At 64.6% G+C, this 21,812-nt stretch carries 24 protein-coding genes; 16 read left to right on the top strand and 8 right to left on the bottom strand.

The genetic code is table 11. From position 1 onward, the window contains the following. Positions 1-49 precede the first annotated feature (49 nt). Positions 50-1,075: a LacI family DNA-binding transcriptional regulator gene (locus HMI59_RS19345; protein ID WP_193592237.1), complete on the bottom strand. Its 1,026-nt coding sequence runs from the start codon at positions 1,073-1,075 to the stop codon at positions 50-52. 126 nt (positions 1,076-1,201) lie between these two features. On the opposite strand from HMI59_RS19345, the gene HMI59_RS19340 reads away from it, so the two are divergent. Both HMI59_RS19340 and HMI59_RS19335 read left to right on the top strand, forming a co-directional pair. Then, a complete protein-coding gene (locus HMI59_RS19340) occupies positions 1,202-2,386 on the top strand; it encodes a Gfo/Idh/MocA family protein (protein WP_193592236.1) in 1,185 nt (394 codons plus the stop codon). 1 nt (position 2,387) lies between these two features. Next, positions 2,388-3,383, top strand: coding sequence for a Gfo/Idh/MocA family oxidoreductase (locus HMI59_RS19335; protein ID WP_193592235.1), 996 nt, complete (start codon positions 2,388-2,390; stop codon positions 3,381-3,383). Between the two features lie 97 nt (positions 3,384-3,480). Here HMI59_RS19335 and HMI59_RS19330 read toward each other — a convergent pair whose 3' ends face one another. The 3 genes from HMI59_RS19330 to HMI59_RS19320 all read right to left on the bottom strand — a co-directional run bounded on the left by HMI59_RS19330 (position 3,481) and on the right by HMI59_RS19320 (position 6,515). Beyond that, entirely contained in the window at positions 3,481-4,269 is a 789-nt protein-coding gene (locus tag HMI59_RS19330; RefSeq protein WP_193592234.1) for a TIM barrel protein, read from the bottom strand. Continuing rightward, complete coding sequence (locus HMI59_RS19325; protein WP_193592233.1) at positions 4,266-5,423, bottom strand: Gfo/Idh/MocA family oxidoreductase; 1,158 nt, start codon at positions 5,421-5,423, stop codon at positions 4,266-4,268. Before HMI59_RS19325 ends, HMI59_RS19330 begins: the two co-directional genes overlap by 4 nt. A gap of 153 nt (positions 5,424-5,576) precedes the next feature. Beyond that, positions 5,577-6,515 carry a LysR family transcriptional regulator gene (locus HMI59_RS19320; RefSeq protein WP_193592232.1) on the bottom strand — a complete coding sequence of 313 codons (939 nt, stop codon included), beginning with the start codon at positions 6,513-6,515 and terminating at the stop codon, positions 5,577-5,579. A 239-nt stretch (positions 6,516-6,754) separates the two neighbouring features. Here HMI59_RS19320 and HMI59_RS19315 point away from each other — a divergent pair, with 239 nt between their 5' ends. The 3 genes from HMI59_RS19315 (at position 6,755) to HMI59_RS19305 (ending at position 10,892) form a co-directional block, all read left to right on the top strand. After that, positions 6,755-7,882, top strand: a complete 1,128-nt coding sequence (locus tag HMI59_RS19315; protein ID WP_193592231.1) for a PrpF domain-containing protein — start codon at positions 6,755-6,757, stop codon at positions 7,880-7,882. Between the two features lie 32 nt (positions 7,883-7,914). Then, positions 7,915-9,357: an SLC13 family permease gene (locus HMI59_RS19310; RefSeq protein ID WP_193592230.1), complete on the top strand. Its 1,443-nt coding sequence runs from the start codon at positions 7,915-7,917 to the stop codon at positions 9,355-9,357. A gap of 536 nt (positions 9,358-9,893) precedes the next feature. Continuing rightward, positions 9,894-10,892, top strand: a complete 999-nt coding sequence (locus HMI59_RS19305) for a LacI family DNA-binding transcriptional regulator (protein ID WP_193592229.1) — start codon at positions 9,894-9,896, stop codon at positions 10,890-10,892. 31 nt (positions 10,893-10,923) lie between these two features. Here the strand turns inward: HMI59_RS19305 and HMI59_RS19300 are convergent, their stop codons facing one another. Further along, the gene (locus tag HMI59_RS19300; protein WP_193592228.1) at positions 10,924-11,094 is read right to left on the bottom strand and encodes a hypothetical protein; all 171 of its coding nucleotides are present in this window, start codon (positions 11,092-11,094) and stop codon (positions 10,924-10,926) included. A gap of 93 nt (positions 11,095-11,187) precedes the next feature. Here HMI59_RS19300 and HMI59_RS19295 point away from each other — a divergent pair, with 93 nt between their 5' ends. From HMI59_RS19295 to HMI59_RS19280, 4 genes are all read left to right on the top strand, one after another. Next, complete coding sequence (locus HMI59_RS19295; protein ID WP_166186876.1) at positions 11,188-12,009, top strand: hypothetical protein; 822 nt, start codon at positions 11,188-11,190, stop codon at positions 12,007-12,009. Then, positions 11,993-12,742, top strand: a complete 750-nt coding sequence (locus HMI59_RS19290; protein ID WP_193592227.1) for a LamB/YcsF family protein — start codon at positions 11,993-11,995, stop codon at positions 12,740-12,742. Before HMI59_RS19295 ends, HMI59_RS19290 begins: the two co-directional genes overlap by 17 nt. 30 nt (positions 12,743-12,772) lie before the next feature. Next, positions 12,773-13,564, top strand: coding sequence for a biotin-dependent carboxyltransferase family protein (locus HMI59_RS19285; RefSeq protein ID WP_193592226.1), 792 nt, complete (start codon positions 12,773-12,775; stop codon positions 13,562-13,564). Between the two features lie 199 nt (positions 13,565-13,763). Further along, positions 13,764-14,855: a Fic family protein gene (locus tag HMI59_RS19280; protein ID WP_227471454.1), complete on the top strand. Its 1,092-nt coding sequence runs from the start codon at positions 13,764-13,766 to the stop codon at positions 14,853-14,855. A 22-nt stretch (positions 14,856-14,877) separates the two neighbouring features. On the opposite strand, the gene HMI59_RS19275 is transcribed toward HMI59_RS19280, so the two are convergent. Continuing rightward, positions 14,878-16,233, bottom strand: coding sequence for a DUF445 domain-containing protein (locus tag HMI59_RS19275; protein ID WP_193592224.1), 1,356 nt, complete (start codon positions 16,231-16,233; stop codon positions 14,878-14,880). 49 nt (positions 16,234-16,282) lie between these two features. Between HMI59_RS19275 and HMI59_RS19270 the strand changes: the two genes are divergently transcribed. From HMI59_RS19270 to HMI59_RS19255, 4 genes are all read left to right on the top strand, one after another. Then, positions 16,283-17,173 (top strand): glycerophosphodiester phosphodiesterase family protein, encoded by an 891-nt coding sequence (locus tag HMI59_RS19270; RefSeq protein ID WP_021471161.1) that lies wholly within the window; start codon positions 16,283-16,285, stop codon positions 17,171-17,173. Positions 17,174-17,278: 105 nt separating this feature from the next. Continuing rightward, complete coding sequence (locus tag HMI59_RS19265) at positions 17,279-17,662, top strand: hypothetical protein (RefSeq protein WP_370583591.1); 384 nt, start codon at positions 17,279-17,281, stop codon at positions 17,660-17,662. Continuing rightward, complete coding sequence (locus HMI59_RS19260; RefSeq protein WP_166186883.1) at positions 17,659-18,420, top strand: AzlC family ABC transporter permease; 762 nt, start codon at positions 17,659-17,661, stop codon at positions 18,418-18,420. Before HMI59_RS19265 ends, HMI59_RS19260 begins: the two co-directional genes overlap by 4 nt. After that, positions 18,417-18,728: an AzlD domain-containing protein gene (locus HMI59_RS19255; RefSeq protein WP_021471158.1), complete on the top strand. Its 312-nt coding sequence runs from the start codon at positions 18,417-18,419 to the stop codon at positions 18,726-18,728. The genes HMI59_RS19260 and HMI59_RS19255 overlap by 4 nt, the downstream gene beginning before the upstream one ends. A 38-nt stretch (positions 18,729-18,766) precedes the next feature. On the opposite strand, the gene HMI59_RS19250 is transcribed toward HMI59_RS19255, so the two are convergent. Then, a complete protein-coding gene (locus tag HMI59_RS19250; protein ID WP_166186884.1) occupies positions 18,767-19,396 on the bottom strand; it encodes a TetR/AcrR family transcriptional regulator in 630 nt (209 codons plus the stop codon). 92 nt (positions 19,397-19,488) lie between these two features. Here HMI59_RS19250 and HMI59_RS19245 point away from each other — a divergent pair, with 92 nt between their 5' ends. Together HMI59_RS19245 and HMI59_RS19240 are read left to right on the top strand one after the other, a co-directional pair. Next, positions 19,489-19,821, top strand: coding sequence for a thiamine-binding protein (locus HMI59_RS19245; RefSeq protein ID WP_062094791.1), 333 nt, complete (start codon positions 19,489-19,491; stop codon positions 19,819-19,821). 39 nt (positions 19,822-19,860) lie between these two features. Beyond that, on the top strand, positions 19,861-20,532 hold the full coding sequence (locus HMI59_RS19240) for an O-methyltransferase (RefSeq protein ID WP_193592222.1): 672 nt from the start codon (positions 19,861-19,863) through the stop codon (positions 20,530-20,532). 4 nt (positions 20,533-20,536) lie between these two features. Here HMI59_RS19240 and HMI59_RS19235 read toward each other — a convergent pair whose 3' ends face one another. Beyond that, positions 20,537-20,710, bottom strand: a complete 174-nt coding sequence (locus HMI59_RS19235; protein ID WP_193592221.1) for a hypothetical protein — start codon at positions 20,708-20,710, stop codon at positions 20,537-20,539. A gap of 205 nt (positions 20,711-20,915) precedes the next feature. Between HMI59_RS19235 and HMI59_RS19230 the strand changes: the two genes are divergently transcribed. Further along, positions 20,916-21,785, top strand: a complete 870-nt coding sequence (locus HMI59_RS19230; RefSeq protein WP_193593831.1) for a spermidine synthase — start codon at positions 20,916-20,918, stop codon at positions 21,783-21,785. Positions 21,786-21,812 lie beyond the last annotated feature (27 nt).

The raw sequence follows: 21,812 nt of genomic DNA, 5'->3' as shown, positions 1-21,812 counted from the left end.
TTATTTATTCGGCGGGAGGGGCCTTGATGTCACTTCTCCCGGAGCGAGGTCACCCCTCCCGCGGCGCGTCCCCCGAAGACCCCCGCACCTGCAGCCGGGACGGCACCTGGTGCAGCCGCGCGGGAAGGTCGGGTGTAGCCAGCCGCTCGAGGATGAACTTTCCGGCCTCAACGCCGACTGCCAGGTTGCCGTTGTCCACGGAGGTCAGCGAAAGATGGCGGATCTTGGCGAGGTAGGTGTTGTCGTAGCCAACCAGTGAGAGGTCCCCGGGTACAGCCAGTCCTTGGTCATCAGCGGCCGACAATGCGCCGATGCAGGCGATGTCGTTGTACGCGAAAATCGCAGTAGGGCGTCCAGGTCCCGAAAGCAGGCGGGTTGCAGCCGCGTAGGCCGACTCCTCGCTTTCCCCGCCGGACACAACCATTGGTTCCAGTCCGGCGTCGCGCATTGAACGCTCGAACGATTCCCGCCGCAACCTGCCTACGATGCCCGGCCCTTGCAGGTGCGCGATCTCCCGGTGACCCAAGTGCAAAAGGTGCTCGGTGGCTTGCCGGGCGCCGGCGTCGTCGTCATTGACCACAATGTCCACCCCGGGAAGTTCAGGTTCGCGCGTGCCGGCCAGTACCACCGGAATGTTGCGCGCAGCAGCTTCGATCGCAGCGGACTCGAGAGTGGTGCCCACCACCACCAGGCCATCGATGCGCTGTTCCAGCAAAGTCTCCACAGAGCTCCGGCCCACACGGTTGTCCGTGTACGAGTCGGCCAGGACCGGAGAGACCCCGGCCGCGTGCAGCGATGCCGTGAGCCCTTCCAGCAGTTCCACGAACCATGGATTCCGGATGTCGTTGAGCATCACGCCAACAGTTCCGCTGCGCGGCCCGGACAGGCGCTGGGCCAGCCGGTTGGGCCGGTAACCCAGTTGCTCCATGGCTTCCAGGACAGCACGACGGCGGCTCTCGCTCACGTTCGCGGATCCCTGCAGGACCAGTGACACCAGGGACTTGGAAACGCCGGCAGCACTCGCCACATCACGGATGGTGGGTTTTGGTGCCGCCACTTTGGGCGTGTCAGTCACGGTGCTGCGTCCTCTCGGTCCGGCGGAATCGGCTCGATCTTCAAGCTTAGGGGTTGACGGGCCCCTGCTTATGACTCCATGATGGACCGGTCCAAGTAAATTCCAAAGAGTCAATGAGGATCTTCAATGAGTGCACCGAATTCGCGGCAGTTGGTCGCCGGGATGGTAGGCGGCGGGCCGGGGGCCGACATCGGCAAGACCCACCGCTACGCCATGCGGCTGGACGGCCACTACGATCTGCGGGCCGGGATCTTCGGCCGTGACCGGAGCAATTCGCGGCAGGTCGCCGTCGGGCTTGGCGTGTCCGCGGACCGCAACTACGCTGACGTCGCGGAGATGGCAGCCGCTGAGGCGGCCCGCGAAGACGGCGTGGATGTGGTGGTGATCGCTACGCCCAACGACAGCCACTTCCAGCTCGCCAAAGCCTTCCTGGAAAAGGGCATCTCAGTGGTGTGCGAGAAACCGCTGACCCAGGACTCCGCCACGGCTGCGGAGCTCGTCCGGGTCGCGGACCAAAACCATGCGATCCTCGCGGTCCCGCACTGCTACTCCGCCTACGCCATGGTCCGCCAGGCCGCGCGGATGGTCCGCAACGGCGAGCTGGGCGCCATCCGGTTTGTCGACGTCGAACACGCCTCCGGCTGGGCGGCGACGCCGCTCGAAGAACTCGGCCACAAGCAGGCCGGCTGGCGCACCAACCCGGACATCGCAGGTTTCCCGAGCGTGGTGGGCGACCTGGGTACGCATGCCTTCCACCTCCTGCGCTACATCACGGGCCTCGAAGCCGAGCGCCTGTCCGGGCGGCTGCAAACGTTCGTGCCCAACCGCCGCGTCTTCGACAACGCCACAGTGGAACTCGAACTGACCGGCAACGTCCCCGCACGGCTGTGGGCCAGCATGGCTGCCACCGGCCACAACCACGGCCTCCGCATCCGCGTTTACGGCGAAAAGGGCAGCCTCGAGTGGCAGCACGAGGATCCGCACCACCTCAAGGTGCAGGACCTCGCAGGTGCCACCACCATCCTCACGCACGGGCTCAGCACCCTGCACGACGACGCGTCCCGGCTCACCCGGGTGGGCCTCGGTCACCCGGAAGGCTTCCTTGAGGCCTTCGCCAACTTCTACTCAGACCTCGCCGAGGCCCTGAGCGCCCGCCGCGACTCCATGCCACTCCCGGAGCGTGATCTCTCCTTCCCGACCGGCATTGACGGCCTGGTCGGTGTCCAGTTCGTTGAGGCCGTCGCCGCCTCCCACCACGATGATTCCGCGTGGAAAGTCCCCGCGTTCGCCCTCGAGAAAGCAGTTGCCTGACATGCCCCGTTTCGCCCTTCTGGGAGCCGGCTTCATCGGTTCGGTCCATGCCGCCAACCTGGCCGCCCACCCCGGCATCGATTTCAGCCTGGTGTACGACGTCGACCAGCAGCGGGCGGAGGCGCTCGCCGTCGCCCACGGAGCCGTAGCCGCTACCTCGCTTGAGGAAGTTTTCGACCCATCCCGGATCGATGCTGTCTTTATCGCCTCCTCCACCGATACGCACGCTGAACACCTGCGCCGGGCTGCCGCCGTCGGAATTGCCGCTCTGTGTGAGAAGCCCATCGACCTGGACCTTGACCGCGCCCGGGAAACCGCGGCGTTCGCGCAGCAGAGCGGCGTGGCCGTGATGGTGGACTTCAACCGCCGCTTCGATCGCGACTATGCCGAACTCAAGCGCGTGGTGGACTCGGGGGAGATCGGCAAGGTGGAGCTCATCCAGCTCACCTCCCGCGGACCGTCCATGCCGCCGCTGTCCTACGTGGCCGTCTCCGGCGGCCAGATGCGCGACCAGACCGTCCACTTCTTCGACCTCGCGCGGTGGCTTTCAGGTTTGGATCCGGTGGAGGTTTTCGCTACGGGTTCGGCTTTGGCTGAGCCGGGAATCGCGCAGTACGACGACGTCGATACCTCCGCGGTCACGTTGCGGCTCCCCGGAGGGGCCTTGGTCCAGATCGATTCCGTGCGCCGCACCGGGTACGGGTACGACGAGCGGATCGAGATCATGGGCTCCGAGGGGATGGTGGAAGCCCGCCGGCACCGGAACGGCGCAGTCTCCCGGTACTCCGGTGCTTCCGTGGTGGACGATGGCCTCCACCCCGGCTGGTTCGAACGCGTCCAACCGACGTATGCCGCAGCGTTGGCGGCGTTCGTGTCCTCACTCGAAGGCGGTGCCGCCCCGATTCCGACCCTGGACGACGGACTGAAAGCCCAAGCAATCGCCGAGGCCGCCACGCTCTCCCTGCGCTCCGGCCGCATGGAACCCATCAAGTACTAACCCAACTGGGTCGCATTTGTGCGCGTTTTGACGGCTGAGAACGCGCACAACTGCGACTCAGTTGGGAGGGGGCGGAGGGGGAGGGGGTGGGGCGGGGTTAGGCGAACGCGGCGCGGAAAGCGGACAGTGCTGCGTCGCCTGCCTCGACTCCCTGGCCGCCGATCGCACCCGCCTCCATGCCGATCACTCCCGCATACCCGGCGTCCCGGAGTGCCTTGGCGATGGCCGGGTAGTTGATCTCTCCTGTCCCGGGCTCGAATCGACCGGGAACGTCCGCCACTTGGATCTCCCCGATGTGCGGCCCGGCCGCACGGACCAGTTCGATCAGGTTCCCTTCGCCGATCTGTGCGTGGTAGAGGTCCAGCATCATCTTGACGTTTGGATGGTCCACTGCCCGCACCAACGCAAGAGTGTCCTTTGCCCGGGCCAACGGGATGCCCGGATGGTCAAGGATGGTGTTGAGGTTCTCCAAAGCAAACGTGATGCCATGCTGTTCGCCCAAGGCGCCGAGTTTCTCCAGCGTGCGGAGCCCGGTCAGCCACATTTCTCCCGTTGACCGGTGGGTGGGCCGGACGGCACGTCCACCTTCGCCCAGTTCCGCCGGGTGGACCACCATTCGTTCCACCCCCAGTTCCAATGCGGTGGGGATCAGCTTCTCTGCCGAGGCCAGCACTTCATGGGCATTTGAAGGATCGACGACGCTGCCGCCGAAGTAGCCGCTCATCGACGAGAACCGGGCTCCCGTCGCGGCCAGGGCGGAGATGTCCTGTCCGCGGGTGTCCCACAGTTCCACGTCGAAGCCGTGGTCGTGGATCCTGCGCACCCGGTCGATCAGGGGCAGCTCGCCGTAGACCATCTCCGCGCAGACTGCCAGGCGGAAGCTCATGCTCCCTGCAATTCCACGAAGCCCTGCAATTCCACGGCACCTTCGGCGGCCCGCAACTCTGCAATGTCGGACACCTCCACAGGCAGGCCGGTTTCCGCGGACTTGAACGCAGCAAGCGCTACAGCCAAGGCATTCCGTGCGTCCACACCAGCCGGCGCTGCGACGGCGGCAGGCGCGGTGGCCGCCGTCGTATCTTCCGGTGCATAGCCCCGCCGGACGGCGACGTCGTGCACAAAGTGCGCAAGTTCGGCCGTGTAAGCGTCATGGAACAGATCGATGTTCAGCCGCGTGGTGTCCGAGGCGATGCCGGCGGCCGTAAAGCTGGTGGCGTTCGTGGCCTGCGGCGAACCCGCCGTGACCATGCCGGCGGAGCCGAAGACTTCGCCGCGGACGTCGTAGCCGTAGAGGGCGTTGAAATTGGCTTCCGCCACTGCGATTGCGCCATTGCTGTAAGTGACGGTCACGACGGCGGTATCCAGCAGGCCGCCCGGCTTCGCCTCGGGTGCCACCAAGGCATCCGCAACCGCATGGACCTTCACGGGCACGGCGCCCGGGTTGAGCCAGTTGAGGGTGTCGAAGTCGTGGATCAGGGTCTCCAGGAAGATGGTTCCCGGTGCGATGCGTTCAGGGTTGCTGATGCCGGCCTCGGTGCCGGGGTCGCGCGTGAGCGAGCGAAGCAATTGCGGGGTCCCCACTGTGCCGCTGTCGATCAGCCTGCGGGCGGCCGCGAAGTCGCTGGAGTAGCGCCGGTTGAAGCCGAAGCGGAGTACGACGCCGGCGCTCGCCGCTGCGTCGATGGCGGCGTCGAGTTCATCCAGGGTGGCGCCGCCGGGTTTCTCGCAGAAGACGTCCTTGCCGGCGCGGGCGGCGGCCGTGATGAGGTCGGAGTGGAAGCGCATGGGTGCGGCAATGAGGACCGCATCAACGTCCGGATCCGCGAGGACATCCTGGACGTCGGTGCTGATCTTCCGCACTCCTAGCCTCGAAGCGAGTTCCTGGACTGCGGGAAGCACGGGATCGGTAATTGCTGCAAGGCGTGCTGTTGGAATGCGCCTGGCAATGGACTCGGCGTGGAATTTGCCGATCCAACCAGCGCCGATCAAGGCAACGCGTACGGGCTGGTCTGCGGCGACGGGGTTGTGGAGGTAGCTCAACGGGACTCCTGTGCGGTCGTTTCTAGATCGTTCTAGTCGAACTATGGTGGCATAGGGAAGTCGGACTGTCTAGATCGTTCTAGTAGTTTTCTTGGTCCACCGCGATCCGCGCCTCAAAGGCATCCGCAGTAGGTAGCGGCCGGGCCTTGGTGGTTAGAGGTAATCCCCGGCGTGCTTGTTCGCCAGTTCCATAAGCGTGGATTGGAACGCCACTTCTGCCGGGGCGTAAACCTTGTCTTGCCGCTGTGCCAGCAGGACCCGGCGTAAAGGTGCGGCATCCCCCAAAGAGATGACCTTCACGTCCGGATGCTGCAGTGCCACGGCGGTCCGCGGGACCATTGCAACACCCATACCGACGCTGACCATCGCCTGCGCCTCCTGATAGTCGTTGGCGAGGAAGCCGATGGACGGCTCAAAGCCGGCGTCGTGCGCCGAGCGTTTGAGCACTTCAACCACGGGGTGGGCCTCGGCACGGACAATCCAGGATTCCTTGCTCAACTCCTCCATGCGGACTTCGTCCCGGTCGGCCAGGGGATGGTTGCGCGATATGAGGAGGACGGTGCTTTCCTGGAAGACTTCGGTGACGCGGATCGCGTCGTCCTGGAAGCGGTTCCATGGGTAGTCCCACAGCAGGCACAATCCCGTGACGCCGGACTGAAGGTCGGAGACCAGTTCGTCGAAGCGCGCGCTCCGGAGTGATAGTCCGATTGCCGGGTAGCGCTTCTTGAAGACGCGGATCACCAGGGGGAGGAACGAGCCGGCCAAGGTGGGAAAGGTCCCTACCGCCAGTGATCCGCGCTTGAGTCCTGCTATTTGGGCAAGATCTGCCTGGGCGGCCATCATCTGTTCAACGATCTTCCGGGCATGGCCCGCCAGGACCTGCCCCGCCTCGGTGGGGACCACGCCACGGGAACGACGGTTGAGCAGTGGCTGTCCGACTTCCTGCTCGAGCTTCCGGAGTTGTTGAGAGACCGCCGAGGGCGTGTACATCATCAGTTCCGCCGCCGACGTGATGGAGCCCTGCTCAACCACTTCCACCAAGAGGGCCAGGCGCCGGATATCAAAAAGACTTTGGGAATCATCGTTAAGCAATGCTTTACCCCTCCTCAGGATTGGTTCATTCTATGCATTCACGGGGTTGATCCCGGAACTTAGGCGCCGATTCTGAACAGATAGCAGGGTTCGCTGCCGGGGTTTTGAGCTTTCCTGCCAATGAATGAAGCGTTCCTACATCCCCATCAAGATTTCCGACATTGTCTTCATTTGTGATCTGGCTCATTCTCGAAATAACCCCTCAACACGGGGGGGCGTCGAGAAGCAAGGGATAGACCATGAAGATCCAAGCGGAATGGATGCGCGGCGGCACCAGTAAGTGCTGGGTGTTTGAATCAGCACAACTGGAGGAGCTCCAAGCAAGCCCGGATGTCTTGCTTCCGCGCCTCTTCGGCAGTCCGGACCACCGCCAGATTGATGGCGTGGGCGGAGCTACCTCTACAACCAGCAAGGCGATGATCCTGCACAGGCCGCAGGCCGGCGATGTAGATGTCGAGTTCACTTTCGCCCAAGTGGGCATCGAGGAAGCGGCCGTGGACTGGGGCAGCAACTGCGGCAACTGCTCGGCCGTTGTTGGCCTGTACGCGATCGAGAAGGGCTGGGTGGTTCCGCGCGGTGACGTCACCCGGATCGTCACCCGCAATACGAACACCGGGCAAATCATCATCCAACGGATAGCTACCCCGGATGCCGGCCTTCCTGCCGAGCCCCTGGCGGAAATGCCCGGAGTGCCGTTCCCCGGACACCAAGTGGGGCTTGGGTTCCTGGATCCCGCAGGCAAGACCACTGGCCGGCTCCTCCCGTCCGGCGCGGCGACTGATGCCCTGACGGTGGGCGGCACCACGTGGAACGTCTCGATGGTGGATGCCGGCGCTCCGGTGGTCATCATCAGGGCCGAGGACCTGGGCCTGGATCCGGAGGCGTATGAATCGTGGTTCGGCGGCGTCGAACTGCTGCTGCAAACCCTGGAACGTATCCGTCGCCAAGCAGCCGTGCGCATGGGTCTGGCCGCAACGGCCGGCGAGGCGGCCAGGGCCATTCCGAAGGTCGCCATCGTTGCTCCGCCGTCGTCCACCGATCAAGGGAGTGATGCCGGCATCATGATGCTGTCCATGGGTAAGCCACACCCCGCGCTGGCGATCACGGGATCCATTGCGCTCACGCTCGCAGCCAGAACACCGGGCACGGTAATGCACCGGTTCCTGGGTGGTTTCGCATCGCCGACGCTCCGGCTGCGCACTCCGGCGGGCGTCATCGAAACATGGAGCGAGGAACGGGACGGTTCCCTGCTCGTCGGTGTGGAACGGACGGCCCGCACCATTGCCTCCACCACCATCCATCTCCCCGAAACCCTCGATATCAAGGCACCCAAGGCAGGGGCTTCCCTTGCCGGCGCTACTCGATGACGAGGCCGCTGCTCAATGAAGAGAGAGCCATCATGACCACCAAGATTGCAGAAAAGGCCACCCCGACCACCGCGTCGCAGGACCAAACTGCGCCACCCAAGCGTCGCCGTCGTATTCTTCTGGTGACGGCAGCCGTCATCGCCATTCTGGGCATGGCCGCCCTCCTGTTTGGGGGTGTCCCGGGCACCCCTTCGGCCGCCTCGGATACGGAGCCGACCATGACCATCACCCAGATCATTCCCTTGGTCATCCTCGTCGTGATGTTCGTCGTAGCCACCAAGTGGCCGCTCAACATCGGCGTCATGGGCCTGGTTGCCTCGTTCGGCGTGGGCTACTTCGTCCTTGGCATGACGGACAAGCAGATCCTGGAGGAATTTCCCGCCAGCATCGTCCTGACCATCATCGGTGTGACCTACTTCTTCAGCATGGCGCAACGCAACGGGTCCATCGACATCATTGTGCAGAGCTGTGTCCGTCTTGTCCGCGGCAAGACCATGATGCTTCCATGGGTGTTCTTCCTGATGGCCGCTGCCCTGACAGCGCTGGGAACCTTCTCTCCTGCAGCGGTGGCACTCCTGGCACCTGCTGCCCTCGGCCTCGCTTACGAGTCCCGCCTCCACCCCGTCCTGATGGGGGCCTTCGTCATCAATGGTGCCCACGCCGGCGGTTTCTCGCCGCTATCCGTGGCCGGCGTGCTGGTCCACGACATCGCCAACAAGAACGGTTTCCCCATCGACCAGGGTGCGCTCTTCCTGGCCAGCTTCGCCCTTAACTTCATCCTGTCCGCGCTGACGATCGTGCTGTTCGCGCTCCTCGGCAAGCTCCGGGACAAGCATTCCAACGAATACACCGCCCTGGACGCTCCCCGCATCGGACGGCCCACGGGGCAGCAGTTCTTCACGCTGGCCCTGATCGTCGCCATCCTCGTTTGCACCTTGGGCTTCCACATGCCGATCGGGTTCGTGGCCCTGTCCGCAGGCCTGCTGCTGGCGTTCGTCAACATCAAGGAACACCAGACCTTCATCGGTGGCGTCTCGTGGTCCACCGTCCTGCTGGTCGCCGGCATGATCACCTACGTCTCCTTGCTCCAGCACGTCGGCGTGATCGATACGCTGGCCGAGATGGCCCTGGCTCTTGGAGCGCCGCTGCTGATTGCCTTGGTTCTTTGCTACGTCATTGGCGTCGGCTCGGCGTTCGCATCGTCCACCGCCCTGTTGACTGCATTCATCCCCATGGCGGGCCCGCTGCTGGCAACCAGTTCCCTCAGTGCGTCGGGCACGGTGGCGGCCCTTGCCATCGCTGCAACCGTTGTGGATGTATCGCCCTTCTCCACTGACGGAGCCCTGGTGGTGGCGAACGCCCGGGAAGCAGACCGCCAGCGCGTCTACCGCCAGCTGATGATGTACGCCGGCGGAGTTGTCCTCGCCGCTCCGGCCCTCGCTTGGGCGCTGTTGGTTCCCACGGGAATCATGTAGCAGCCACAGCCCGCCGGACCTCCGTCCGGCAGGTGCCAAGGGGACCTGCGTTCCCACGCAACAGGAAACCCGACGGTCGGGTGCAGGTCCATCACCGGCACAATACGAAGGCAAGGCGACCCCTGGTCGTCTTGCCTTCGTTTTGCCCTGCGACCGGCCCGCCGCTCCCTCCTTCTAGTCCCGGCCGGGAAATACAGAATCCTGCCCCTCACGTGCCGTCCGGAGGCAGCGCCAAAATATTGCTCAGAACCCAGCGTCACGATCCCGCGGAGGTGCACACATAACCAGTGCCCTAGTCGTTGAACCGCGTGCTGCGCCGTCGCCCTTTTCGGCCCACGCCGCGCGATCAACGCTGAGTTAGCAGTGAGGGATGTGGCGGGTTCTGGGGCCCGCCCGGGGCGCCGTCACTGCGTATAACCGGGCTAGTGCGGTCGGTCGTCTGAGTCGCGGCCGGCCGCACGTCTATCCTCGAACGCAGACCTGCGGGTTGAGTCATAGATCGTTCTATAGACTGGCTCTCCGAGCAGAGGAGGGCCATGACCGGCAAGCGGCCAACGTTGATGGACGTCGCGGAAGCGGCGGGTGTCTCCCGCGCCCTCGTATCCATCGTCATGCGGGACGCCCCCGGCGCATCCGAAGCCACGCGACGCAAAGTCCAGGAAGCAGCCCGGCTGCTGGGCTACCGCCCGGATAGCCGCGCCCGCCTCCTGCGGAGCAGCCGTACCAGGCTCCTGGGGGTGACGTTTTCAACCTCGCACGCCTTCCACGCCGAAATCGTGGACGCGGCGTACGCGGCAGCGGCACAGCGGGGCTACGAGCTTGCCCTGAGTGCCGTCACCCGCGACCGGACGGAAACCCACGCAGTTGAGGCGCTTGTGGACTTGGGCTGCGAAGCCTTGATCCTGATCTCGCCCACCCTGGATGAACAGGAACTTGCCGGGTTTGCCGCGCGGCTTCCCGTGGTCAGCCTCCTCCGTGACGACGTAGGGGAGTCCCTCGACTCAGTCAGCAGTGACGACCGCGAGGGAATCCGCATCGCCCTGGGGCACCTCACCTCGCTGGGCCACACGCGAATCGCCCACGTCGACGGCGGCAGCATGGTGAGCGGTCCGCAGCGCCGGGAGGCCTACCTTGCCGAAATGGCCGGGCTGGGCCTGGAACCAAGGGTGATTCCGGGCGGTCCCACCGAAGAGGACGGAATACGGGCCGGACGCGAGCTGCAGGACAATCTGCCCACCGCCGTAGTCACCTTCAATGACCGCTGCGCACTGGGGGTCCTGGAAAGCCTCCGCGCATCCGGACTCCGCGTTCCGCAGGATGTTTCCGTGCTGGGCTATGACGACAGCCAGTTCGCCCGTTTGAGCTACATCCGGTTGTCCTCGATCAGCCAGGACGCGCCGCTCCTGGCGAGCGCCGCCGTCGACCGTGCCATCCAGCGCTTGGAAAGCACGACGCCGGCCGCCCACCTTGTCCGGATCCCTCACCTGGTGGTTCGCGGCACCACCGGGCCGGTGCCAGGCGGCGGGACCCGCTAGCGCCGTTGCCCCTGGTTGCGGGGCAGGTGGGCTAAGCCTCCGACGGCGGTGTCTCGCCGTCGTCTCCTGCCTCGCCGCCTTCAGCGGGGTCCTGGGTGTGTGCGCCTTCGTCCTCGGGCTTCCAGCCGTCGGGCTGTCCTTCGGCCGGTGCGTCGGTGTGGTGGCGGGGCTGCTGTTCTTCGGGCGTATCGGTCGGGTTCACGGCGGTGCTCCTTCGATCGGACCAAATCAGGCTCAAAAATTTATAAGTGTCCTTAGTATACGCCCGGGGTGGTGGGTGGCTTAGGCTGTGAAGATGCCAAAGCGATCCAATCCGGCGGTGCGAATCGCCCAGAAAACTGCCCACAATGCGGTGTTCGACGCCGAAGGCAACACCAAGCCCGGCGTGCACAACGTGCTGCTGAAAGCCGTCGAAGTGCAACGGCCCCTGGTCCTGGCCAACCTGCGGCGGATGCAGCGCCGGCACCCGAACGCCACGCCGGCGCAGCTTGCCGCGAAGCTGGAGCGCGACTACCTGACCGCCGTCTCCGGTGGGGGAGCAGGCGTAGGTGCCATCGCCGTCGTACCGGGCCTGGGAACCGCGGCGTCGCTGGGTCTTTCGGCGCTCGCGACCGTTGGATTCCTGGAGACCACGGCGCTGTACGCGTCCTCGCTGGCTGAGCTGCACGGTATTCGGCTGACCGATCCGGAACGCGCGCGGACCATGGTCATGGCCATCATGCTGGGCGAAGAAGGCACGTCGCTGCTGGGCGCGTTGAGCGGCCAGTCCCTCGGCCGGAGCAAGGGTGTGACCAATGCCTGGGGCACCACGCTGACCAAGAAGATTCCCGGCAGCGGGTTCGGCGTGATCCGGGACGCCATCCAGCGCGCGTTCCTCAAGAACCTCATCAAGCGGCAAGGCACGGCCTTCCTGGGCAGGGCCCTTCCGTTCGGCGTCGGCGCGGTGGTGGGCGGTGCCGGCAACCTCATGATGGGACGGGCAGTAGTCGCAACGGCCAAGGAAGCTTTCGGTGCCTTGCCGGACACCATCCCCGGAGAACTGCTGGCCAACCCCGAGGCGCGCGTCCTGGAGGACGTTCCTGTCATGGAAGGAGGCGCTCGTGGACCTCAACGCTGACGTTGGACAGTCATTCGGCTCGTGGTCGATGGGCGATGATGCTTCCATACTCCGGCTCGTCAGCAGCGCCAATGTGGCCTGCGGCTTCCACGCCGGAGATCCACTCACCATGCTGGACAGTTGCCGCGCGGCCTTCGACCTTGATGTCCGGGTCGGAGCGCATGTTGGCTACCCGGACCTGGCCGGGTTCGGCAGTCGTGCGCTGGACATGAGCTTCGACGAACTGTTCGGCGACGTGCTCTACCAGTTGGGTGCCCTGGACGGAGTGGCCCATGCCGTGGGCGCTTCCGTTGACTATGTCAGGCCGCACGGCGCCCTCTATGACCGGCTGGTCCGGGACGCAGAGCAAGCCGAGGCCGTGGTTGCCGCCGTTCATGCCTACGACCCCGGATTGCCGGTCCTGGGGCTGCCTGGCTCGGCGTGGCTGACCCTGGCGGAAGAAGCCGGACACCCCGTGTTCCGCGAAGCGTTCGTTGACCGTGCCTACAACCCGGACGGAACTTTGCTGCCCCGTTCGCAGGAGGGCGCCGTCCTGCAGAACTCCGACGATGCAGTGGCGCAGGCCGTCCGGCTGGCCACCCGCGGGGAAGTCGTCGCCCACGACGGCACCGTTGTGGCGGTCGAGGCTGATTCGCTGTGGATTCACGGCGATACGCCCGAAGCCTTGGAGATGGCCGCGGCAGTCCGCAAAGGCCTGGAACGGGCAGGTGTGGAGATCCAAGCGTTCGCCTAAACTGTGGTTCCCGGTTCAAAGGAGGCCCGAGTGAGCGCGATTGTGATGGACGCCGGTACGCAGGGTTTGGTGGTGTCCCCGGACCGGGCGCTGGACCGGGCCTCGTTGCAGCTGGCCAACGCATTGTTGGGCAATGCCGCCGAGGCGCCGGGACTTGAAATCCTTGTGGGGGGCCTGCGCCTGCGGTTCGTTACCGGCTCGGCCATCGCAGTTTCGGGTGCTGAGGGCATGGTCAGGCTCAACGGCTCGGAACTGCCCCAAAACAAGGCCCTGAGGGTGGCTCCAGGCGCGGTGGTGGAGTTCGGCAGGGCCCACTTCGGGATCCGATACTACCTCGCGATCCAAGGCGGCATCGTGCCGCAGCCCGACGTGCTCCGTACCGGGCGGACGTTGGCTTTCGGCCGGCCGCACGGCCAAGGTTTTCTCACCGTGGGACTGCCCGCGCGGCGGGCCCTGGACTCTGAACGCCCCGTAGTTGCCAGGGTTGCTCCCGGCCCGGATGCGCAGGATTACGACGCCGGAACCTGGCTTCGTCTGACAAAGGAACCGTGGATACTCTCGCCGGAGTCGGACCGGGTTGGGGCTCGGCTGGCCGGCCGGCCACTTTCCAGCGCCACGCCCGGCGACCATCAACCCGGCCCGCCCCGCTCCCGGCAGTTGGTGACAGGCTCGGTCCTCCTGCCGCCGTCGGGCTTTCCCGTGATCGCCCTCGCCGACCACCCGGCCATGAGCGCATCCCCGGTCATAGCCACGGTGCGTGACGAGGACCTCGACGCCCTCGGCCAAGCGCGGCCGGGGCAGATGGTGCATCTGCTGGGCTGAGAAAGCGGCGCCCGGATTTTCTCGTGAACGCGATAACGCTCGACTGTTATGACGATATTTTCTCATCGAGACCGGATATGAGAAAATACTGGGACAAGATTCGCAGAGGAGTCCTATGAACGCCTGGCCGCCCATCACTTTCGAAGAGTGCCCATGGTCAGCGGAGCCTGCCGCGGGAGTATCGCGTAGACAGCGGCTCATGGCACGCGGCCCTTACGAGGCCGCGATTCCGGCGAAGATCGCCGACGTCGATCCGCAGATCGATTCAAGGACTCAATCCCTGGTTGAGGCGGCTACTGTGGAGATGGTCCGCTTCGATGCGGAGCTCGGCCGTGATTCGGCGCCGTTTGCCGCGCTGTTGTTGCGCAGTGAGTCTGCCTCCAGCTCGGAAATCGAGAACCTTACAGCCGGCGCCCGAAAAGTCCTGTTGGCTCAGTTGGGTGACCGGTCCAGTGTCAACGCATCCCTCATTGCTTCCAACGTGAGCGCCATGCAGGCCGCCATTGGCCTGTCTGAGGATCTCAGCGTCGAAAACATCGGGACCATGCACCATGCATTGTTGGTATCTACCGACCAGGGCATAGCGGGGGAGTACCGGGACAGGCAAGTGTGGATCCGCGGGAACTCGCCTCATTCGGCCGAGTTTGTGCCGCCGCATCATGGGCGGGTCATGGACGCGATGAAGGATCTGGTGGCGTTCATGCGCCGCGACGATATCCCGGCCTTGACGCAGGCGGCACTGGCGCATGCCCAGTTCGAGACGATCCATCCGTTTGCCGACGGCAACGGGCGGACCGGCAGGGCAATCGTCAGCGCCTTGCTCCGGGCGAAGAACGTCACCGAACGCGTTACCATTCCCGTCTCATCCGGGCTTCTGACCAATACCCGTTTGTACTTCGAGGCCTTGGGCGCATACCGCGAAGGCAACGTCGCGCCGATCGTGGAACTGTTCGCGGAGTCAGCCATCCTCGCTGTGGATCATGGCCGGCTCCTGGCCGCAGACATTGAATCAGCCCTGCGGGACTACAGGGAGAGACTGGGGGCCACGCAGGAATCAGTGCGGAAGATCCTTGAACTCCTGCCCCGCGAGCCCGCAATCACTGCTGAGATGGCGGCCGACTCCACCGGGGTCTCAACGGCCACTGCGTACCGTGCGGTGCAGCGCCTTGAAGAGGTAGGCATCCTTAGCCCGGCCGGAAAAATTCGCGGCGTCAGGGTGTGGGTGGCCGCTGACATCATCGCAGCATTGGATGACTTCGCTGCCAGTGCCGGTCGTCGCTCGCGCCACTAGGAGGCTGGCCGAACCGCAGACGCTAGCCGAACAGCAGGTGCGCCACCGTGAAGATCAGCAAACCGGCCAAAGCTCCCACCACGGTGCCGTTGATCCGGATGTACTGAAGGTCCTTGCCTACCTGGAGCTCGATCTTCTGCGAGGTTTCCTCGGCATCCCACCGGGCCACGGTGTCCGAGATGACCCCGGCGATGTCCGAGCGGTACGTGTTCACCAGGTATCCGGCGGCGTCACCGATCCACGCGTTCACCTTGCCCGCCAGTTCGTCGTCATTGACCAGTCGCGAACCGAAGTCGCGGACGGCGCCCTTGAAGCGCTGGCTGAGTTCACTGTTCGGATCGTCGACGGCGGTGAGCAAGGCGGTCTTCACGGTTCCCCAGGTGCGGGAGGCAAGTTCGCGGACCTCGGGATCGCCGAGGATCTGTGCCTTGATGGCCTCGGCACGTTCGATCATGGCCGGATCATGCTGCAGGTCCTGTGCCAGGTCGGTGAGGTAGGAGTCGATGGACTGGCGGACCTGGTGGTTGGGGTCGTTCTGCACGGCGCGGACGAACTTCAACAGCTCCACATAGACCTTGTCTCCCACCATGCCGTCCACGAACGTGGGCACCCAGACCGGCGAGCGGTCCGAGACCAGCCGGTTCACCGTGTTGTGGTTGGCGTCCACCCAGTCGGCGGCACGGTCCACCAGGAGGTCCACCAGTTTGTGGTGGTGTCCGTCCGCGAAGATCCGTTCAGCCATCCGGCCCACGGGTGGTCCCCACGGCGGCGTCAGCAGGTGCTTGCGTACCAGTCCTTCGATGACGGCTTGGACGTCGTCGTCGTTGAGGACGGTGAAGGCGCCGCGGATCATGGCGCCGCCTTCCTTGGCCACGCGCTCCGCGCCGCCCGGGGCGGAAAGCCATGCTCCGGCCTTGCGGGCGATGTCGATGCTGACCAACTTGTCCTGCACAACCTCCTGGGAGAGGAAGTTGCTCTCCACGAAGTCGCTGAGGGATTCGCCGATCTGGTCCTTGCGCCGGGGAATGATGGCCGTGTGCGGAATCTTCAGCCCCATCGGATACCTGAACAAGGCCGTCACCGCGAACCAGTCAGCCAGTGCTCCCACCATGCCGCCCTCGGCCGCTGCGCGCACATACTCAAGCCACGGGTACTGCTTCTGCAGGGCAAAAGCGAACAGGAAGATCACGGCCATGACGATCAGCAGGGACAGCGCCAGCCGCTTCATCCGGCGCAGCGCGGCAGCTTTTTCCAGGTCGCCGGCGGAAAGCCCGACGACGGCGGATCGCGCCTTGCTTCGCCGGGCACCTTGCGCTTGGGTTGGCTGTGGCTGGTTGGTGACGTCTTCGGCGGGGATTTGTTCAGAGTTCACCTGCATTAGCCCAGACTAGCCCGGTGCGTGCAGCACTGTAGGTTACGGTGTCTGCATGAGCAGCGAATCCTTCGCCCCTGCGCGCCCCAAGGTCTATGCACATCGAGGGGCCAGCGCTACTTACGCCGAGCACACCAGGGCTGCGTATTTGAAAGCGATCGCGGACGGCGCCGACGGGGTTGAGTGCGATGTCCACCTCACCCGGGACCAGCATGTGGTGCTGCTCCACGACGCCACCCTGGACCGCACGTCCACAGGAACCGGACCGGTCTCGGAGCGGACACTGGAAGAGCTCCGTTCCCTTGACTTCTCCTCGTGGAAAGGTGCAAGGATCCCGGATGCTTACGGTGGCATAGCCGAGCAATTCCTGACGTTGCCCGAGCTGCTGGACATCCTCAGGGAAGCGGGACGCGAAATCGGCCTGGCCATTGAGCTGAAACACCCCAGTCCCTACCAACTCAAGCTTGAGGACCGCGTACTGGAACTTCTCGCCGGGGAGGGCTGGACAGCGGACGATTCCCGGCTGGACAACATCCACATCTCCTTCATGAGCTTTGATACGGACTCCATACAGCGCTTGTTGGAAACGGTCCCGCCGGAGCATGTGTGCCAACTGGTGGACAACTTCACGGTTCAAGAGATCCGTGAAGGGCTGGGATTGGGCCCGATCACCGCCGGAGCCGTGGCCAATGTCATGCGTGCCACCCAAGAGGAAGCTGAACGCGTCCTGAATGAGGGCGAGGTAGGCATAGCCGGTCCGGGAATCGACTACGTTCGCGAACATGCGCTCAACGTCCAGCGTTGGTTGGAAGCCGGCCGCATCTTCCGGGTATGGACCGTGGATTCGGAAAACGACGTAGCCCTGTGCCAAGGGCTCGGCATCCACGAGATCACCACCAACAACCCGGCCCGGGTCCTTGCCCAGCTCAGCGTCCCCAGTACGTAGCCGCAGCAGAGAAATTTTTGGCGGGCGTGCCAAGCGTTGTGATTGAGTGGTCTCATGTCGCATCGAAGGTTACCCAAGGCAATACATACGCTCTCGGCCATGGGTATGAGCGGTCTCCTGCTGGCCAGTGCCATGAAGCATTTCCGGGACCCTGCCTTCTATGCTCCCGTGGTTCCCGACTACCTTTGCCGCGAGGATGAGCCTGCAGCCGGACCGCGTGGGCCCTTGGCTGTTATGTCCCGCGAGGAATGGATCGCTTCCTCCGGCCTGCTCGAAGCAGCCGCCGCCGTCGGACTCCTGATCCCTGCCACCCGCAAAGTGGCCGCCGACGCCACCACAGCCATGTTGGTCGCATTCCTTGCCGGGCATATTGACGCGCTGCGCAGGGCCTACGGTCCGCGCGGGACGCAGAAGCAGCGACGGGTGCATACTCTGCGTCTGCCACCGCAAGTGCCGCTGATCGTGTGGTCCTGGAGCCTGCGGAAGTGAAGCTGAGGGACTCACCCGCCTTCAAGATCGCGGTCTCGCTGAGTATTGCCACGGGGCTGTACGGCATATCCTTCGGGGCTTTGTCCGTGGCTTCGGGGTTTGATTTCTGGCAAACCATGGCACTGAGTCTGTTGCTGTTCAGTGGCGGTTCGCAGTTTGCCTTCATTGGGGTGGTGGCCGGCGGCGGCTCAGGAGTCGCAGCGATGACGGCGAGTGCGCTGCTCGGCCTGCGTAACGGAATCTATGGCATGCAGATGAACGCGATGCTGCGCCCGGGCGGGTGGAAACGTTACGCCGCGGCCCATCTCACCATTGACGAGTCGACCGCGACGGCGTCGGGACAGTCGGATGCAGGCGAACAACGCCGAGGGTTCTGGACTGCCGGAATCGGAATATTCATTCTTTGGAATATCTTCACGGCCATAGGAGCCTTGGCCGGTGACGCCATGGGGGACCCCAAGCAGTGGGGCCTTGATGGTGCCGCGGTGGCTGCTTTCCTTGCCCTGCTGTGGCCGCGGCTGAAAGGCCGGGAACCGTGGGCCATCGCCGCCGCCTGCGCCTTGGCTACCGTCCTGGCCGTTCCCTTCGTTCCTTCGGGTGTGCCCATCCTCGTAGCAGCGGTGGTGGCGGGCGTTATTGGCTGGTTCAGCCATGCCCGGCTCGATGAAGGGTTGGAGCCGGACATCGACCCGTACGCCGCGGAGCACGGACACCGCGTTGGTGAGCATGGCGCCCACCATGAAGGAGGTACCAAATGAACCTCTGGGTGTGGATACTCATCGCTTGCGGACTGGCGTACCTGACCAAGCTGGTGGGCTACTTCGTTCCCGCCAAGCTGCTGCAAAGCCCGCGAATCATGCACATCGCCGGCACTATGACCATCGGCCTGCTGGCATCCCTCACCGTGGTCAATGCGGTGGCTTCCGGGCAGGGCCTGGTGCTCGATGCCCGCATCGGCGCCCTGGTGGCTGCCGCCGTCGCCCTCTGGCTCCGCGCGCCGTTCCTGGTGGTGGTGATTTCCGGTGCGGGGGCTGCTGCCCTGCTGCGGCTTCTCGGTTGGGGTTGACCCGAGGGCGGGATGATGGCCGGGCCGGATTCGTGCGGTTAGCCCCGCCCGCTGAACGAGAAGCCCGGAATGTCCGATTGCTCCGGAAGCGGCCTGGGCAGGCGTTCGGTCCGGATGGCGTCTTCCGCCAAAGCCACGGGGCGCTTCCATGCCTCGGAGCCGGGTTCCATGGTGTCCACGGCGCCGATGAGCATCGCCACCAGCCGGACCATGTCCTCAATGGTGATGTCGCGGCGAAGGGAGCCCTGGCCCTGGCCGCGCTCCAGCAGGGTGGCCATGGCTTCGATGAGCCCTTGCGTAATGCCGAGCAGGAGCCCGCGGCGGCCGGCGACGGCGCTGAGCAGGTTCGCGTCGTCGCTGGCAACCCGCATCAGCGCATCGATCAAGTTGAAAAGGCCTTCGGCGGCGTCCATGCCGTCCAAGCCGGCTTGGGCTACGGGGTCGACGTGCTGGCGCAGCTCCCTGGAAAGGGCGGACAACACCAGTTGTTCCTTGTCGGAGAAATTGCGGAACAGCGTGGCCGGACCAACCCCCGCGGTGGCGGCAATGGTCTGCAGGGGAACGTCGGGACCTTGTTCGCGGAAACATTGACGCGCCGCAGTGATGATCTTGTCCACATTGCGTGCCGCGTCAGCCCTGAGGGGCTTGCGTTCTGAGGGCTGTTCCATGCTGCCCAGACTAGCAACGCGGCACTGATCCCCAGTGGTTACGCGGGAGTAGGCCGTTAATATGACAAACCGGCACATGAAACACTGGTTTTATGTTGCTTGCATTCTCAGTCGCGCCTTCGGGCCAGCCCGCATCCGCCCCCGCCGGTGAGCCCTCGGCAGACGCATCGGTCCACGACGCCGTCGCGGCCGCCGTCAAGATCGTCCGTGAATCCGGATTGCCCAACCATACCGATTCCATGTTCACCACCATCGAGGGTGAGTGGGACGAGGTCTTCGACGTGGTCAAACGCGCCACGGAGGCAGTGGGCCGCTTCGGCAGCCGGGTCTCCCTGGTCATCAAGGCGGACATCCGCCCCGGCTACGAGGGTGAACTGACCGGCAAGGTGGAGCGCTTGGAGCAGGCTATTTCCAACGCGGAGTAGCACCTTCCGTCCCTGTGCCCCGGGTGCCAGACTGGGGCAATGATTGAACACGTAACCGAGCCCGGATGGGGTGACGTGGAGCGGTACTTGACCGACGTCGTCGTACATCCCGGTCCGTCTCATCAGCGCGCCCTGAAGTCTGCGACGGAAGCCGGCATGCCGCCCATCGAGGTTGCGCCGAATGCCGGAAAGCTGCTCAAGATGCTGGTGCAGCTCTCCGGTGCGCGGCGAGTTCTTGAGATCGGTACGCTGGCCGGCTTCAGCAGCATGTGGATGGCACAGGGACTTCCCGACGACGGCCAGTTGGTGACGTGCGAATACCTCCAGAAGCACGCTGACGTTGCGCGGGCGAACCTCGATGCCGCGGGACTCGGCCACAAGGTGGATATTCGGGTAGGGCGGGCCCTCGATACGCTTCCGACGCTGGTATCGGAGGAATCGTTCGACTTCGTGTTCATTGACGCGGACAAGGAGAACGATTCCAACTACCTCGATTGGGCCATCCGCCTTGGCCATCCTGGCACGGTGGTTGTGATCGACAACGTCATTTGGGATGGCGCCATCCTTGATCCGCAGCGCGACGTTGAGAACGCGCCGGGGATCGTGGCGGTACTGGAGATGCTCGGCCAGGATCCCCGGCTTGACGCTACCGCCATCCAAACGGTGGGTACCAAGGGCTGGGACGGCTTTGCCATGGCAAGGATCCTTTGAGGGTTTATGCGTCAGCGCGCGGAATGTGCGCGGACGATTCGCCCGGTTCGACGTCGACCGGCGCATCCTCCAGGAGGCTTGGCGGTTTGGGCACTCGGGCTATCAGCAAGCCCACTACCGTCAACCACGCGACGACCACGGAGAACACTTCTGCCCACATCGTCGCTTCCACTTCCATGAAGTGATCTTATGACCGATCCCGCCTAAATGGTAAGCAGCCTTAGTAATCGTTGCGGCGTTCAGCTGTCGGGTGATGTCAGCTACTAGTCTTGAAGCATGACTGAGGCGGTGCGGAACTAGTGGCCAGGGGAAATAAATCCGGCAGATTCGGAAAGGAGCCGAAGTCGGCCCGCTTCGGGCGTTCGACGGCGGCAGTCATCGAAGTGCCTGAGGGCACCCGGCCTGACGGTCCGGTAGCCGGCGTCTACTACATCGATACCGGGGACTGTGAACTGCTGCCGGATCCTGACAATTCAAACGGCTGGCTCCTGAAGATCAACGGGGTGCTGAGTTCGCACATAGACCTCGCTGATCCCTTGTTCCTGGACTTCGAGTACATGCGCTGGATTGCGGCGCTGGTGGAGTCCCGCTGGCCCCGTGCGTCCAGGCCCAAGTTGCGTGCCCTGCACTTGGGCGGCGGAGCGTGCTCCATGGCCCGGTACTTCAACGCGGCCTACCCTGAAGCCCGGCAAGTGGTGGTGGAGCTCGACGGAAAACTGGCTGAGTATGTGCGGGGTTGGTTCGATCTCCCCAAGGCGCCGCTCCTGCGGATCCGCGTGGGCGAAGCCCGGCAGGTGACCGAGTCGCTCACCCCTGACACGCGGGACCTGATCATCCGCGATGTGTTCGCCGGGGCCTTCACGCCCCGGGCCCTCACCACGCGGGAATTCAACGCCCACGCTGACGCGGTGCTGGCGCCTGACGGGCTGTATGTGGTGAACTCCGGAGATGCGCCGGACCTCAAGAACGCCCGGGCCGACGCAGCCACGATTGCGGATACCTTCGAGCACACGCTGATCATCGCCGACCCGCCCATGCTCAAGGGCCGGCGCTACGGCAACATGATCATGGCAGGCAGCCACGTCCCTTTCGGCGACGATCCCACACTGGCCCGCAAGCTCTTGGGCGGTGCAGTCCCCGCGCATATTTGGAACGACGCCCAAGTCCGTGCCTTCGCGGCCGGGACCCCCGTCCGGCACGACCCCACCCCCGTTCGGCACGACCCCACCCCCGAGCCCGACCCCACCCCCTGACTCCCCGCGAGATGGCAAATAATGGCA

Source organism: Paenarthrobacter sp. YJN-5, from assembly GCF_015040095.1.
In the GTDB taxonomy this organism is placed as follows: domain Bacteria; phylum Actinomycetota; class Actinomycetes; order Actinomycetales; family Micrococcaceae; genus Arthrobacter; species Arthrobacter ureafaciens.
Note: the sequence above shows the minus strand (reverse complement) of the source record. Positions and strands in the feature narration are given on the sequence as shown.